The sequence below is a fragment of the Thermoanaerobacterium aotearoense genome (assembly GCF_009905255.1).
In the GTDB taxonomy this organism is placed as follows: Bacteria; Bacillota; Thermoanaerobacteria; order Thermoanaerobacterales; family Thermoanaerobacteraceae; genus Thermoanaerobacterium; species Thermoanaerobacterium aotearoense.
Map to the genome: position 1 here is coordinate 238,647 of NZ_CP047602.1, position 16,016 is coordinate 254,662.

15 protein-coding genes are annotated in these 16,016 nt (G+C 38.7%); all 15 read left to right on the plus strand.

Going from position 1 to position 16,016, the window contains the following annotated elements:
- The first annotated feature begins 33 nt into the window (after window positions 1–33).
- The 15 genes from prfA (at window position 34) to pepV (ending at window position 15,991) form a co-directional block, all read left to right on the plus strand.
- The gene (gene prfA / locus GSH73_RS01150) at window positions 34–1,095 is read left to right on the plus strand and encodes a peptide chain release factor 1 (protein ID WP_014757273.1); all 1,062 of its coding nucleotides are present in this window, start codon (window positions 34–36) and stop codon (window positions 1,093–1,095) included.
- A 299-nt stretch (window positions 1,096–1,394) separates the two neighbouring features.
- Entirely contained in the window at window positions 1,395–2,114 is a 720-nt protein-coding gene (locus tag GSH73_RS01155) for a ZIP family metal transporter (protein WP_014757272.1), read from the plus strand.
- 23 nt (window positions 2,115–2,137) lie between these two features.
- Window positions 2,138–3,187, plus strand: coding sequence for an L-threonylcarbamoyladenylate synthase (locus GSH73_RS01160; RefSeq protein ID WP_014757271.1), 1,050 nt, complete (start codon window positions 2,138–2,140; stop codon window positions 3,185–3,187).
- A gap of 16 nt (window positions 3,188–3,203) precedes the next feature.
- The gene (locus GSH73_RS01165) at window positions 3,204–3,644 is read left to right on the plus strand and encodes a low molecular weight protein arginine phosphatase (RefSeq protein WP_014757270.1); all 441 of its coding nucleotides are present in this window, start codon (window positions 3,204–3,206) and stop codon (window positions 3,642–3,644) included.
- A gap of 14 nt (window positions 3,645–3,658) precedes the next feature.
- Complete coding sequence (rpiB, locus tag GSH73_RS01170) at window positions 3,659–4,105, plus strand: ribose 5-phosphate isomerase B (RefSeq protein WP_014757269.1); 447 nt, start codon at window positions 3,659–3,661, stop codon at window positions 4,103–4,105.
- Between the two features lie 16 nt (window positions 4,106–4,121).
- Complete coding sequence (gene upp / locus GSH73_RS01175; protein WP_014757268.1) at window positions 4,122–4,754, plus strand: uracil phosphoribosyltransferase; 633 nt, start codon at window positions 4,122–4,124, stop codon at window positions 4,752–4,754.
- Window positions 4,755–4,780: 26 nt separating this feature from the next.
- Window positions 4,781–5,227: a deoxycytidylate deaminase gene (locus GSH73_RS01180; protein WP_014757267.1), complete on the plus strand. Its 447-nt coding sequence runs from the start codon at window positions 4,781–4,783 to the stop codon at window positions 5,225–5,227.
- A gap of 67 nt (window positions 5,228–5,294) precedes the next feature.
- Window positions 5,295–6,329, plus strand: coding sequence for an MraY family glycosyltransferase (locus tag GSH73_RS01185; RefSeq protein WP_014757266.1), 1,035 nt, complete (start codon window positions 5,295–5,297; stop codon window positions 6,327–6,329).
- 18 nt (window positions 6,330–6,347) lie between these two features.
- Window positions 6,348–7,499, plus strand: a complete 1,152-nt coding sequence (gene wecB / locus GSH73_RS01190) for a non-hydrolyzing UDP-N-acetylglucosamine 2-epimerase (RefSeq protein ID WP_014757265.1) — start codon at window positions 6,348–6,350, stop codon at window positions 7,497–7,499.
- A gap of 187 nt (window positions 7,500–7,686) precedes the next feature.
- Window positions 7,687–8,439, plus strand: a complete 753-nt coding sequence (locus GSH73_RS01195; RefSeq protein ID WP_014757264.1) for a YwmB family TATA-box binding protein — start codon at window positions 7,687–7,689, stop codon at window positions 8,437–8,439.
- Between the two features lie 9 nt (window positions 8,440–8,448).
- Window positions 8,449–9,702 carry a UDP-N-acetylglucosamine 1-carboxyvinyltransferase gene (gene murA, locus GSH73_RS01200; RefSeq protein ID WP_014757263.1) on the plus strand — a complete coding sequence of 418 codons (1,254 nt, stop codon included), beginning with the start codon at window positions 8,449–8,451 and terminating at the stop codon, window positions 9,700–9,702.
- A gap of 417 nt (window positions 9,703–10,119) precedes the next feature.
- Window positions 10,120–11,832, plus strand: coding sequence for an IS1634 family transposase (locus tag GSH73_RS01210; RefSeq protein WP_160175233.1), 1,713 nt, complete (start codon window positions 10,120–10,122; stop codon window positions 11,830–11,832).
- A 216-nt stretch (window positions 11,833–12,048) separates the two neighbouring features.
- Complete coding sequence (locus GSH73_RS01215) at window positions 12,049–12,885, plus strand: 5'-methylthioadenosine/S-adenosylhomocysteine nucleosidase family protein (protein ID WP_014757262.1); 837 nt, start codon at window positions 12,049–12,051, stop codon at window positions 12,883–12,885.
- A 103-nt stretch (window positions 12,886–12,988) separates the two neighbouring features.
- Window positions 12,989–14,503, plus strand: a complete 1,515-nt coding sequence (gene yjeM, locus GSH73_RS01220; protein ID WP_014757261.1) for a glutamate/gamma-aminobutyrate family transporter YjeM — start codon at window positions 12,989–12,991, stop codon at window positions 14,501–14,503.
- Between the two features lie 93 nt (window positions 14,504–14,596).
- A complete protein-coding gene (gene pepV / locus GSH73_RS01225; RefSeq protein ID WP_014757260.1) occupies window positions 14,597–15,991 on the plus strand; it encodes a dipeptidase PepV in 1,395 nt (464 codons plus the stop codon).
- Window positions 15,992–16,016: the final 25 nt, after the last annotated feature.

Below are 16,016 nucleotides of genomic sequence, written 5' to 3' on the forward strand. Positions count from 1 at the left end.
TTATATGATATAATCAGCTTTTGAGGTGAGATGATGATAGATAAACTTAAGGCAATTGAAGATAGATATGTGGAGCTTAGCCAGAAATTAAGCGATCCTGAATCAATGAAAGACATGGATGAATGGAAAAGGATGGCGAAAGAGCAGGCTGGATTAGAGGAAATCGTCCAAAAGTATCGGGAGTACAAGAAGGTCAAAGATGATATAGAGTCTACTAAAGAGCTGATTGAGACCGATGACGAGCTAAAAGACATGGCGGAGGAGGAGCTTAAAAGCCTTGAGGAGAAAGAGGAAAGCCTCCTAAATGAGATAAAGCTTTTGCTGCTTCCTAAAGATCCCAACGATGAGAAAGATGTCATCATGGAGATAAGGGCTGGTGCTGGCGGCGAAGAAGCTGCGCTTTTTGCATACGACCTTTTTAGGATGTACACTATGTACGCAGAGAAAAAGCGCTGGAAGTACGAGATAATGAGCTCAAATGCTACGGAGCTTGGTGGTTTTAAGGAAGTCATATTCAGTATAGCCGGTAAAGGAGCGTATAGCAGGCTTAAATTTGAAAGCGGCGTTCACAGGGTTCAAAGGATACCTACTACGGAAGCTGGAGGAAGGATACACACATCTACCGCGACGGTTGCAGTATTGCCGGAAGTGGAAGATGTGGACATCGAGATAAATCCAAATGACATAAAGATAGACGTGTTTAGGTCTGGCGGACATGGCGGGCAGAGCGTAAACACAACTGATTCGGCAGTAAGGCTTACCCACATACCCACAGGCATAGTAATATCGTGTCAAGATGAAAGATCACAGCTTCAAAACAGGGAAAGAGCCATGAAGATACTTAGAGCAAAGCTCTATGAGATGGCGAGAGAAGAAAAAGAAAGAGAAATTTCCATGACGAGAAAGCTGCAGGTTGGCACAGGGGACAGAAGCGAAAGGATAAGGACTTATAACTTCCCGCAAGGCAGAGTTACAGATCACAGGATAGGGCTTACGCTTTACAAATTGCAGATGGTTTTAGATGGCGATTTAGATGAGATAATCGATGCGCTTTTAGCAGAAGATCAGGCGGAAAGGCTTGAAAGCATGCAATGATGCTTTGAAGCCTTTTCTTTTAGCCTTAAATGAATTATTTTATGGAGATTATTGCTGCTTACACAACTTTTTAAATTGTTAAATTTTTTTAACTTGACCCACTATTGATTTCTCATTTATAATAAAGAAAACACTTTAATGATTCACATTATGAAAATACAAATATTGCCCCCCAGCTGTCCTCATTGAGGGCGCTTTTCTACCCGGATGGACCTCCTACCATCCGGGTAGATTTTATTTTGCCACATATCATATTATGCTTTTTTGCGGAATAAATTTTACTTAGATGAGGTGATATTGTGAGCAATTTTCATGTTGTTGTGCTGGGCTTTCTTATAGGCATAGTAGGCACTGGTACAGGTGGTGCCATGACATTTTTTTTGAGGAAACCATCCAAGCGATTTTTAAGCACGATATTGGGTTTTGCAGGTGGTCTCATGCTGTCTGTAGTAACATTTGATTTGCTTCCACATGCCTTTGAGACGGGCGGATTGAATGTGGGCATGTTAGGACTTATAGCAGGTGTCTTAATCGTGGTTTTTTTTGAAGATATACTGCCTGATAAGGAGAGAATAAACAATTATTTAAAAGAGGGAATAATAATGGGATTCGCCATTGCAATACATAATTTTCCTGAAGGGCTTGCTGTAGGCTCTGGCTTTATGGCATCCAGCAGTTTCGGCTTAAGCATTGCACTTGTCATTGCCCTTCATGACATACCTGAAGGAATAGCAATGGCCACACCTCTATCTATAGGAGGTGTAACGCCATTTAAGAACGTGATGTATGCAATACTGGCAGGTATACCTACAGGCTTAGGAGCTATTGCTGGTGTTTATATGGGAGAGATATCACCTTTTTTCATAGCTTTAAATCTGGGGATTGCCGGTGGCGCCATGCTTTATGTGACTTGCGGAGAGATGATACCGGAATCAAGAGACTTGTACAGAGGAAGGATTTCTGTATTTGGAATGATTGCGGGAATCATTAGTGGTATAATAATTACGAGAGTTTTATGAAATGATTGAAAGGGTTGTGACAAATGACAAAGGTAGTTAAGCTTGATAGAGATAATCCAGATATGAATTTAATTGACGAGGCAGCGGCTATACTTCTAAATGGAGGTCTTGTGGCTTTTCCTACAGAGACGGTTTACGGCATTGGCGCCAATTCACTAAATCCGGATGCTGTGGCCAAGATATTCGTAGCCAAAGGCAGACCTCAGGATAATCCTCTTATCTTGCACATCGCAGAGTTTCAAGATCTCTTTAAATACGCTAAAAATGTCTCCAATGATTCATTAAAGCTGGCGCATCAGTTTTGGCCGGGACCATTGACAATGATATTTGAAAAGTCTGATATAGTTCCATCTATAAATACAGCCGGAATGAATACTGTAGCCATTAGAATGCCGTCTAATAAGATTGCACATACACTCATAAAAAGAGCTGGTGTGCCTGTGTCTGCTCCAAGCGCAAATCTATCTGGTAAGCCAAGTCCTACAGATGCTTCACACGTGATCAGCGACCTTTACGGCAGAGTAGACATGATAATAGACGGCGGAAGCTGTGATGTAGGGGTGGAGTCTACAGTGGTAGACATGACAGGAGAGATTCCTACCATTTTAAGGCCTGGCGGAATCACGAAAGAGATGATAATGGACGTAGTCGGCAGTGTTGATGTAGATCCTGTTGTCTACAAAAAACCTTCTTTGGACGTGAAGCCTAAATCACCAGGCATGAAGTACAAACACTATTCTCCAGATGCAGAAGTTTACATAGTCAAGGGAAATATAGGCGATGTTATAAAAAAAATACAAGAGTTGACAGAATTTCAATTGAATAATGGCAAAAAAGTTGGTATAATGGCAACAGAGCAAACATGCGAAAAATATCGAAACGGGGAAGTTTTAGTAGTAGGCAACAGGGAAAAGCCTGAAACTATCGCCAAAAATCTTTTTAGGTGTCTTAGAGAATTCGACAAAAAAGGCGTTGACGTAGTTTATGCGGAAGGATTTGACTACGATGAAATTGGACTGGCTATTATGAATAGGCTTGAAAAAGCCGCTGGATACAGGGAAATCAACGCATAAGGAGAAAATGTATTTTATGAAAATATTATTTGTTTGCACAGGGAATACATGCAGAAGCAGCATGGCCGAAGGCATATTTAACCATATAGCAAAGGAGAAAGGCATTTCTCATGTGGCGGAATCAGCAGGGACTATGACGTACGACGGATTGCCAGCTACAGATGAGGCTATTAAGGTTTTGAAAGACCAGTATGGCATTGACATATCAAATCACAAGTCCAGAAGCATAAAAAAAGAGCACATAAAGGACGCTGATTTGGTTTTGACCATGACAGCTTCGCAAAGAGAATTCATCTTAAAAAGGCATCCCGAATTTGCAGATAAGGTCTTTACATTAAATGAATTTGCGGATAAAAGTGGAGATATTGAGGATCCATTTGGAAGAGGTTTAGATGTATACAAAAAGACTGCAGAAGAAATATATGCATCTATAATGCGTATAATAGAAAAATTGTAGAAAGGAGCTTTTCAATGATTGCGATAGGTTCTGATCACGGTGGCTATGAGCTTAAAGAGGCTATAAAGAAACATCTTGAGGAAAGAGGGATAGAATACAAGGATTTTGGCACATTTAGTGAGGATTCTGTAGACTATCCTGATTACGCCAGAGAAGTGGCAGAAGCTGTAGCCAGTGGACAGTTTGAGAAAGGCATACTTTTGTGCGGCACAGGCGTTGGCATATCCATTGCTGCCAATAAAGTGCCTGGCATCAGGGCAGCACACGTATCTGATGCCTTTTCAGCAAGGTACTCAAAAGAGCACAACAATGCAAATGTGCTTTGCATGGGGGGAAGAGTTGTAGGGCCAGGTCTTGCAACCCTTTTGGTGGATGAATGGCTTGACGCAGAATTTCAAGGCGGAAGGCATCAAAAGAGGATTGACAAGATTTCTGAGATTGAAAAAAAATACTCGAGATGACATAGGAGGTAAATGAATGTACGATAATGTTTATGTGTTAGATCATCCGTTAATACAGCACAAAATCAGTTTGATAAGAGATGAAAATACAGGGTCAAAGGAATTTAGAGAGCTTGTGGAAGAGATATCAATGCTTATGGCGTATGAAGTGACAAGAGATCTTCCGCTGGAGGAGATTGAAGTAAAGACACCTATAGCAATTGCCAAGACGAAAGTCATAGCTGGCAAAAAGTTAGGCATAGTTCCAATCTTAAGAGCCGGACTTGGCATGGTAGATGGCATGATGAAACTTATACCTGCAGCTAAGGTTGGACATATAGGTTTGTACAGGGATCCTGAGACATTGAAACCTGTTGAATACTACTGCAAGTTGCCTTCTGATATAAACGAGAGAGATCTTATTGTAGTGGATCCTATGCTGGCAACAGGTGGTTCTGCATCTGCAGCCATACACTTTTTGAAAGAAAGAGGCGCTCAAAGCATAAAGCTTGTCAATCTCATAGCTGCACCTGAAGGGATAGAAGCTGTTCACAAAGACCATCCGGAAGTTCCTATATATTTAGCTTGCATTGATGAAAGGCTGAATGAGCATGGATACATCGTGCCAGGCCTTGGCGACGCAGGAGATAGACTTTTCGGAACAAAGTAATGAACAAGATTTGAAAGGAATGAAAGATGAGACCGTCGTGGGATGAGTATTTTATGATGGTGGTAGATGTGGTAAAGACCAGATCTACCTGTTTAAGAAGGCAGGTTGGTGCTGTCATTGTGAAGGACAAGCATATCATATCGACAGGGTACAATGGTGCACCGACAGGGCTTAAACACTGTGAAGAAGTAGGATGTATGAGGGAAAGCCTAAACATACCATCAGGCGAAAGGCATGAGCTTTGTAGAGGCACTCACGCTGAGCAGAACGCCATAATACAAGCGGCGTTAAACGGTGTAAGCACAAAAGATGCAACCATCTATATAAGTGCAAGCCCATGCTCTATGTGCGCCAAGATGATCATCAATGCAGGTATAAAAAGAGTTGTCTATGAAGGGGATTACCCTGATAACCTTTCATTTGGGTATTTGAAAGAAGCTTCTGTAGAAGTTGTGAAGATGGAAAGACGATAAATAGTTGACAATAACGACGTTGGTGGAATATTATATAATTATGTAATAAGTTCAGGGGAGTGTTAAAATGAGAATATACATTTTGTCGTTTGTTGTGGCTTTTGTGGCTGCACTTATGGCTACACCAGCGGCAAAGAAGTTGGCTTATAAAATTGGAGCCATTGATATACCAAAGGATAAAAGGCGTGTTCACAGTAAGCCAGTACCGCTTATAGGCGGATTGGCCATATACCTTGGTACAGTTTTAAGCATGCTTTTGTTTTTGCCAAAGTCAGAGACTAACATCGGAATAATAGCTGGAAGCACGATAATAGTGGCTTTAGGCATATTTGATGATAAATACGAATTAAAAGCTAAAGTGAAGCTATTAGGACAGCTTTTGGCAGCATTTGTGGTTGTCTTAAGCGGTGTAAGGATTGATTGGCTTACAAACCCATTTGGCGATGGCATGATAAACATTGGTGTTTTTGCTATTCCCCTTAGCATATTTTGGATCGTAGGTATCACAAATGCCATGAACCTTATTGATGGGCTTGATGGACTTGCTGCAGGCATAGCATCTATATCGTCTGGATCTCTATTTGTAGTGTCTTTATTAAACGGACGATATGCTACTGCGATTATTACCGTTGCTGTCACAGGAGCTGCACTGGGCTTCTTACCATACAATTTCAATCCTGCTAAGATATTCATGGGAGATACTGGCGCCATGTTTTTGGGCTTCATCCTGTCGGCGGTGTCTATCCAAGGTGCAGTAAAATCTGCTGCTGCCATTGCGATTGCTGTTCCGATTTTGGCGTTAGGTGTCCCGGTGTTTGACACCATATTTGCAATAATAAGGCGGTTGGCCAATAAAAAGCCAATCATGGAGGCAGATAAAGGACATTTGCATCATAGGCTTTTAGCGCTGGGCCTTTCACAGAGACAGGCTGTCTTTGTCATGTACGGTGTAAGTTTGTTCTTGGGTTTAAGCGCAATACTTATATCCTCCACAAATGGTGCAAAAGGTTACATCATATTGATTGTTGCGATTTTAGCCGTATTATGGGGCGCTGACAAGATGGGACTTTATGGACACAAAGCTAAAAATATGAATGTGTAAATATAAGGAGCTGAAGACATGCTAAAAGTAATGCCTATTTTCGGCACAAGACCAGAGGCGATTAAGATGGCGCCACTTGTGAAAGAGCTTCAGTGTGCCGATGGAATAGAGACAGTCGTATGCGTTACAGCTCAGCACCGGGACATGCTTGATCAGGTGCTGAGGCTTTTTAATGTCATTCCTAAGTATGACCTTGATGTGATGAAGGAAAGTCAGTCATTGTCAGACATAACATCATCTGTCTTAAGAGGGCTTGATGATGTCTTGGAGAAGGAAAAGCCTGATTTGATTTTGGTTCACGGTGATACCACCACGACGTTTGTTGCTGCTTTGTCGGCCTTTTACAAAAAGATAAAAGTAGGCCATGTGGAGGCAGGGTTAAGGTCTTTCGACAAGTGGTTTCCGTATCCTGAGGAGATGAATAGAAAGCTTACAGGAGTTCTTACGGATTTGCACTTTGCACCGACACAGACGGCAAAGGATAACCTTATAAAAGAAGGAGTAGATGAAAGCAGCATATTTGTAACAGGCAATACCGTCATAGATGCAATGAAATACACTGTAAAGGAAAATTACGTCTTTCGTGATGATAGGTTAAATAGCGTTGATTATAAAAACAAGAAAGTCATCGTTGTTACGGCACATCGCAGAGAAAATTGGGGTTTGCCAATAGAAAATATATGCAACGCATTGAGGAAAATAGCCATTGATTTTAAGGATACGTACATTATATACCCAGTTCACAAAAATCCCGTCGTAAGGGATACGGTATTTAGCGTCCTTGACAACCTTGACAATGTGTTACTGCTTGATCCAATCGATACAGATGAGATGCACAACCTTTTGAAAAGATGTTACATGGTCATGACAGACTCAGGAGGGCTTCAGGAGGAAGTTCCATCATTAGGAAAACCTGTCTTGGTCTTAAGAGATGTTACAGAAAGGCCTGAAGCGGTTAAAGCAGGCACTGTAAAGATAATAGGGACGGATTTCGACAGAGTTTACAATGAAGCAAAACTGCTACTTACAGATAAAGATGAATACGACAGGATGGCAAATGCAGTAAACCCATATGGGGATGGCAATGCATCAAAGCGCATTGTACAAGCCATAAAATACGCATTTGGCATGACAGATGAAAAAGTGGATGAATTTAAAAGCAGCTTATGAAGCTGCTTTTAAAATTTTATGGAGTTTAAGCATCCATCGTTGATTGGTGGATTTTTTTATGTATAAATAATTTAAAATTGTCAATAATTATATTAGGTTGGGCGGAACGTATGGTGAATTTATTATCCCCCTTGTGAATTTGCCGTATGATACCGCCCACTTTTATTTTAATATTGGAGGAATGAATATGTTTAATAAGTTATCATTGATTGCTGTTACAATTGTTGTGGTGTTTTTCATGCTAAACTCTCAGATGGATGCATTTTCTGCAAAAGGCAACGATGTTTCAGTCATAGAAGATGCTTTTTTAAAAAGCGGTGCATCGTATCAGTACGCAAATATTAACGGGTGGGCGAAATTGAATTCCGATTTTACGCCTTTGAGCCAAATGAATAAAACTGTAGAAAATGTTATAAAATCGTTGGAAATTGACGATAAAATGGTTAAGGTTTCAAAACTCGATCAGGCTAATTTCAGACAGTACGATGCGGAATACGACACGAAAGACAAGAAAATTTCAATTGTCGTGCAAAGCGTCAAGAACGAAGCGGCTAATGAAACTTACATATTGATAGACGAATACTTGCTTAATGGAAACAAGGATGTCCTTAGTGAAAACGAAAGAATCAAAAAAGCGTATTCAAGTTTAAACATTGCTCCAGAGATTGCCACGTGCCTTGTGGGTACATACGATGGCAAGTTGAATAAAGACAAAATAAGTAGTATATTAGAAGAAGTGATGAAAGATACGGATGCTTCTAAGGTAGAAGGATTAAATGAAGAAAATTTAGTCAGTATTTCTGCTCACACAAATAAAATTAAGGAATATATTGAGATGGGTAGTGAAAAAATAAATTTGAACGTTGCAGTAAGATATAGCAGTTACGATGACAAAACATATATTTGGCTGGCAACACCTGTCATAGCAATAGAATATTAACAATAGAGGGTGGTATACACGAGGATTATCGTTGAAAATAGCCCTGCGCTGAAGGGCACTGTAAAGGTAAGTGGAGCGAAAAATTCAGTTTTGCCTATCATCGCAGCATCTTTGCTTTCGGAAGGAGAAGTAATTATAGATGATGTGCCAGAGCTTAAAGATGTGAATGTGATGATAGAGCTTATCAAGTTTTTAGGTGCCAAATGCACATTTCAGGATGGAAGGCTTAAGATAAATGTGGACATAAAAGATGTTGAGGCGCCGTATGAACTTGTTAAAAAGATGAGAGCATCATTCCTTGTGATGGGGCCTATTCTGGCAAAATTGGGTCATGCAAAGATATCGCTGCCGGGTGGCTGCGCCATAGGGACAAGGCCTATAGACTTACACTTAAAGGGATTTCAAACGCTGGGTGCAGAGATAGACATAGGTCATGGATATGTAGAAGCAAAAGCTAAAAAGCTTGTAGGGAAGAAGGTTTATCTGGACTTTCCAAGCGTTGGAGCAACTGAAAACATCATGATGGCTGCTGTATTTGCAGATGGTCTTACTACCGTTGAAAATGCAGCCGAAGAACCTGAAGTGGTGGATCTTGCCAATTTTCTCAATAAGATGGGCGCTAACATAAAAGGCGCTGGCACAGATACAATAAGGATAGAAGGCGTAAAAGAGCTTAAAGCTACGGAGCACACTGTCATACCAGATAGAATTGAAGCCGGTACGTACATGGTTGCATCAGCCATGACAGGCGGTGATGTGCTTATAGAAAATGTCATAGTTGATCACGTCAAGCCTATAATTGCCAAGTTAACTGAGTGTGGCATCGAAGTGTATGAAGAAGGTACAGGCGTAAGAGTAAGAGGCTGTAAGAGCTATAAAGCAGTTGACATGAAGACGCTGCCGTATCCGGGTTTTCCTACAGATATGCAGGCTCAGATGATGGCAATGATGGCTGGAGCGAAAGGCACCAGCGTAATCATAGAGACAGTGTTTGAAAACAGATTTATGCATGTAGATGAATTAAAAAGGATGGGCGCGGATATAAAGATCGAAGGAAGAACTGCAGTAGTAACAGGTATTGATCATTTATCAGGTGCAGAAGTGAAGGCAACGGATTTGAGAGCCGGAGCTGCACTCATATTAGCAGGACTTATAGCGGATGGAAAGACTATTATAAACGATGTATATCATATAGACAGAGGTTATGTAAACATCGAGGATAAGCTTAGAAGTCTTGGAGCAATTATATACAGAGTTGATTAAAACGGTGTACTTATGTACACTTTTTTGTTGTGCTTATTTTGCTTGATTGAGTAAATTTTATTTTATCTTGTATAAGTAAACATAAGATCAGAATTTATTTGTTAAGTCACAGCAAAAGAATTATAATATTATAGGCGTTTTGCAAAGTTAAAAAAGGAGCTTAGAAATCATGGTTTACATATCTGTATCTATGTATGTGGAAGCAAAGCCTATTATAGATTATTACAATTTGAAGAAAGATGTGGATGAAAGATACCCTAGTTTTGCAGCAAAATTTTATGTAGCGTAACCCGGAACCAGCAATTTTACTAACGATTTTGGGTAAAATTTTTTTAAATTTTTGTCATATTTTGGTTGCGGATTATTATGGATTGTGGTATAATATAGTTATATTGAATTTTATTGGGGGAGTTTAATGTGTATTTAAAGAAAAGTAGACGCAGTTCCGGAAGAATATACCTATCTATTGCAGATGGATATCGTGATAAAGAAAGAGGGCATACAAGGACTGTTACTATTGAATCGCTTGGATACCTCGATGAGCTTCAAAAACAATACGATGATCCAATCGCTTTTTTTGAACAAAAGGTTAAAGAATTGAATGAACAAAAAGCCATGAAAAAGACTCCAATTACTCTTAGTTTTTCTCCTAATGAAAGACTTTTGATTAATACGAATAATCGTAAAAACTTTGGCTACGCTGCATTTAGTAAGATTTATCATGAACTTGAATTGGACAAATTTTTGAAAAACAGGCAGCGTCATTCAAAAGAAGAGTATGATTCTAATGCTATTATGAAACTTCTCGTATTTTCACGTTTATTGTATCCTGCTTCAAAGAAAAAGACTTATGAGAATAGAGATATATTCTTTGAGAGGTTTGATTTTTCTTTGGATGATGTCTACAGATGTCTATCTTTTTTTAACAAACATAGTAATGCTTTGCAACTTTGGGTTCATGAGCATATTAAGTCTTTATATGAACGAAATACTAATCTGGTTTATTACGATGTTACCAACTATTATTTTGAAATTGATGAACAAGACGAATTGCGTAAAAAAGGCGTTTCTAAAGAACACAGGCCAGATCCAATTGTGCAGATGGGATTATTTATGGACACCAATGGTATACCTATTACATATAAACTTTTTCCTGGCAATGCTCTAGATAAAACTACATTTATGCCTATGTTAAGGAAAATACAACATGATTATTCTTTGGGAAGAATTATTGTAGTTGCTGATAAAGGTATCATCACTGGCGATAACATTTGGTATACTTTATCTGCTGGTAATGGTTATGTATTCAGCTATTCTGTTCGTTGTGCAGATAAGGAATTTAAGAAATATGTCCTTGACGAAAACGGATATACACACAGAGGAGATAGCTTCAAGATAAAATCCAGACTTTATCCAAGAGAAATATTAGTAACCACCACTAAAGGCAAAAAAATGAAAAAGGTAGTTGATGAAAAACAGGTTATTTTCTATAGTGAAGAATATGCTTTAAAAGCAAAATATGAACGAGCTGCTACCATAGAGAAAGCAAAAGACCTAATTAAAAATCCAGCAAAATACAATAGAGCTACATCATACGGTGCTTCCAAATATGTAAAGAATCTCATTTTTGATGAAGAAACCGGCGAAATATTAGAAAGTGCTCATCAGCATTTAACATTTGATGAGGAAAGGCTAAAAGAAGAAGAAAAATTTGATGGATATTATGCAATAGTTACTAGTGAATACAAAGAATCTGATGATAAAATTATTGAAATGTACCGTGGACTTTGGAAGATAGAAGAATCTTTTAAGATAACTAAAAGTGATATCGAAAGCAGACCAGTTTATTTATCACTGAGGGAACATATTGATGCTCATTTTCTGATATGCTTTATATCACTTGTAATTGTGAGAATACTTGAATATAGATTAAAAGGAAAATATTCTGTTTCAGCTATACTTGAGAGTCTAGCAAAAGCATCCTGCAGTTACATACAAGAAAATTATTATCTGTTTGATTTTAATAATGATGTTCTTGAAGATATAGGTAAAGAATTAGGCATTGATTTTGGGAAAAAGATTATGACATTAGGAGAGATTAAAAAAATTTTAGGAGAAGTAAAAAAATGACATTTCCACTACAACTTTTTGACAAAAACAGAAAGCCCGAAAGCCTTCATTTTAAAGGGCTTAGGGGCTTTTTTTATCCTTTTTTGCTGCAAAAGTCAGGTTATACCATAAAATAAGCTTAAGTAAACATAAAATCAGAATTTATTTGTTAAGTCACAGCAAAAGAATTATAATATTATAGGCGTTTTGCAAAGTTAAAAAAGGAGCTTAGAAATCATGGTTTACATATCTGTATCTATGTATGTGGAAGCAAAGCCTATTATAGATTATTACAATTTGAAGAAAGATGTGGACGAAAGATATTATCAAGTCTTTAAAAGCGATAACATGAGATTGATAATAACTGGCGTTGGCAAGGTTAATTGTGCTGCAGCTACATCACATCTTTTAGCTAAAATACCGCCTGATGATGGCGATATTGTGGCGAATATTGGCATCTGCGGTGCAAAAGATGGATTTCAAATAGGTGCACCTTATCTTATCAATAAGATAAAAGATGCTTCTACAGGGAAAGACTATTATCCGGACATCCTTTTGAAGCACGATTTTAAAGAATGTTCTATAGAGACCTTTGATAAGCCTCTTTCAAGTCCAGAGCTTTTGGAGGAAGATCTGTGCGATATGGAGTCCAGCGGCTTTTATGTTTCTGCATCAAAATACGTAGAGCAGCACAGGATTTTTTTGATTAAGGTGGTTTCAGATAGAGTTGGAATTGATACGGTTTCCAAAGACGATGTTTTGAAGCTTATTCAAAATAATGTGGAGAAGATCGATGCTTTTATAAGAAATGCTGAGGATTTTGCAAAAGTCGACAGCGGTTTTTTCAAAAGAGAAGAAATTGAACTGATGGAAAAAATTTTTTCTTCTTTGAAACTTACAAAAAGCCTAAGGGAAATCCTTTATAAAGCGTGTTTGCATTATAAAGTGAGAACAGGCAATGATATTTTGTTTTTAGAGAATATTGGGCTTTCAGATGTCAATAATAAAAGAGAAAGAAAAAAGCTTTTTGACTTAATCATTTCGTCTTTAGAGAGAAATGATTGGCGAATTTGATATGAGAAATGCTGGAAAATGCTTAAATATTGCAAAAATCGCAAGTTTAAATTATAATAAATGTATTAAAATAATTTAATAATTAAACAAAAGGAGGAATCAGATGACAACAAAAGAAAATGCTAGAAAGAAATTATCCCAATTATCATTGATTTTAATGATATTTACATCTGTTTTTGGCTTTACAAACATGCCAAGATCATTTTACCTTATGGGATACGGCGCTATTCCGTGGTATATTTTATCAGGCATTACATTTTTCATCCCATTTGCATTTATGATGGCTGAGTATGGCGCTGCTTTCAAAGAAGAAAGCGGTGGTATTTATACATGGATGGAGAAATCCGTAGGACCCCTTTTTGCGTTTACAGGCACTTTTATGTGGTACGCATCGTATGTTGTATGGCTTGTAAACATATGCTCTACAATTTGGATTCCGCTTTCAAATGCCATATTTGGAAGCGACAAGACATCTGAGCTTCACTTTTTAGGGCTTAATTCTACACAGACGCTGGGAATGTTGGGAATAATCCTTATCATCGTTATAACTTTTGTAGCCAGCAAAGGATTAAGCGGCGTTTCAAAAGTCGCGTCTGTAGGTGGGACGGCTGTGCTTTTGCTAAACGTTGTTCTTTTAGTTGGCTCTTTGATAGTGTTTATTGCTACAGGTGGAAAATTTAAAGAGCCGATTACAGGAATCAGTTCGTTTGTGGCATCGCCAAATCCTTCTTATGCAACACCGCTATCTGTCTTGTCGTTTGTGGTATTCGCGATTTTTGCTTACGGCGGTACAGAAGTTGTGGGTGGTGTCGTGGATCAGACGGAAAATGCCGAAAGGACATTCCCGAGAGGCATGATGATAGCGGCTTCAATAATAGCTGTAGGCTATTCATTGGGCATTTTCTTAATAGGTATTTTTACAAATTGGAAAGACGTTTTGTCTTCTGACAAGATAAACTTAGCAAATGTGGCGTACGTTATAATGAACAATCTCGGCTATCAGTTGGGTATGAGTTTAGGCATGGGGCAAGCAGCATCTGTATCATTGGGAAATTGGGTTGCCAGAATCGTAGGCATATCCATGTTTTTAGCGCTTACAGGAGCGTTTTTCACACTTGCCTATGCGCCGCTTAAACAGCTTGTAGAAGGTACTCCAAAAGAGCTATGGCCTTCCAACATAGGTTATGTTGAAGATGGGATACCAAAGGTGGCTATATGGGTTCAGTGCGGCATCGTGGTCGCTATGATATTTTTGGTGTCATTTGGTGGAGATATTGCGAAAGTATTCTTCACAAGGCTTGTTTTGATGGCTAATGTTGCCATGACGCTGCCTTATATGTTCTTGATCATCGCATATCCTTATTTTAAAGGCAAAAGCAGCATAAAGAAAGGTTATCAAGTGTTTAAGGGCAAAGGAATGGTGATGACTGTCACTATTTTAAGTGCAGCGACGGTAGGTTTTGCAAATTTCTTTACCATTATAGAGCCTATGACATCAGGTGACTATACGTCTACTATATGGATGATAATTGGGCCTGTATTTTTCTCAGCAACAGCTCTCCTTCTTTACAGAAGGTATGCAAATAAATATTTAAGGGCTTTAAGGGATGACGAATGACTTTTAAAGCAATACGAGTTTAATCGTATTGCTTTATTTCTTTTAAAAAAGGGACTATAATGTAATTAAACTAAATAAATAGGAGGGCTTTTTATGGTATTAGATCAGTATGTAGATGCTTTAAAAGACGACTTAGTCAAGTCGACGCAAGAAATCATCAAGATAAAAAGCACTGAGGGGGACATGAAGCCGGGGATGCCTTATGGCGAAGGAGTCGCAAAGGCATTGGAATTAGCTTTAGACATAGCTAAAAGTTTGGGCTTCAAGACAAAAAATGTAGACGGATATGTAGGGTATGCAGAATACGGGGAAGGCGATGAGATGGTAGGCGTCTTAGGGCATCTGGATGTAGTGCCTGAAGGGGACGGCTGGGAGTATCCACCTTATGGCGGCGAAATCCATGATGGTAAAATATACGGCAGGGGGGCAACAGACGATAAAGGACCTATAATGGCTGCTCTTTACGCATTAAAGGCCATTAAAGATTCTGGACTTAAATTAAACAAGAGAGTAAGGATACTTTTTGGCACAAATGAGGAGACAGGCTCTAAAGAGATAGAGCATTACCTTAAACATGATGAATCACCATCAATCGGCTTTACGCCAGATGCCAATTATCCAGTCATATACGCAGAAAAAGGCATCACCATGTTTGAAGTTGTAAAAGATTTTGAAAAAAAATCTCAGAATATTGTCATAAAGTATATAAAAGGCGGCAATAGGCCTAACATGGTTCCAGACTACTGTGAATGCGGCATTTATGTAAAAGATGAAGACAAAAGAAAAGCTTTTAAGGATGAGGTTAAGAGATTTAAGGATGTTTCAGGTTTTGATTTAGACAGCCAAGTCGAAAACGACATGCTTGTAGTAAAATCTCGTGGCGTATCAGCACATGGGAGCCTTCCACACCTTGGAAAGAATGCGATAATGCAGCTTTTGATGTTTTTAAATGTCATCTACCAAGATGAAGACGATGTAAAAGAATTTATAGACTTTTTTGCTAAAAACGTCGGGCTTGAGACAGATGGTAAGACATTTGGAGTTTACTTAAAAGATGACACAGGTGAGCTTTCGTTTAACGTAGGCACTATAAATTTTGACGAGGAGAAAGGTTCAATAGGTTTAAACATCAGGTATCCTGTGACTTATAAGTACGAGGATTTGATGAATCCATTTAATGCGAAAATAAGTAAACACGGAATGAGAGTAGAAAACATGATGCATCAGCCGCCGCTTTATTTCCCTAAAGATCATTTCCTAATAAAGACCCTTATGAAAGTATATGAAGATGTGACGGGAAGGAAAGATGAACCGTTGTCGATTGGCGGTGGAACGTACGCCAAAGAGATGAAAAACATGGTGGCATTTGGACCGATTTTCCCGGGCAAACCAGATCTTGACCATCAGGCAAATGAGTACATTGAGATAGACGATCTCGTCTTAAACGCCAAGATATATGCTCGTGCCATATACGAGCTGGCAAAATAGATAGATTTAAAACAGGAAGTTATCA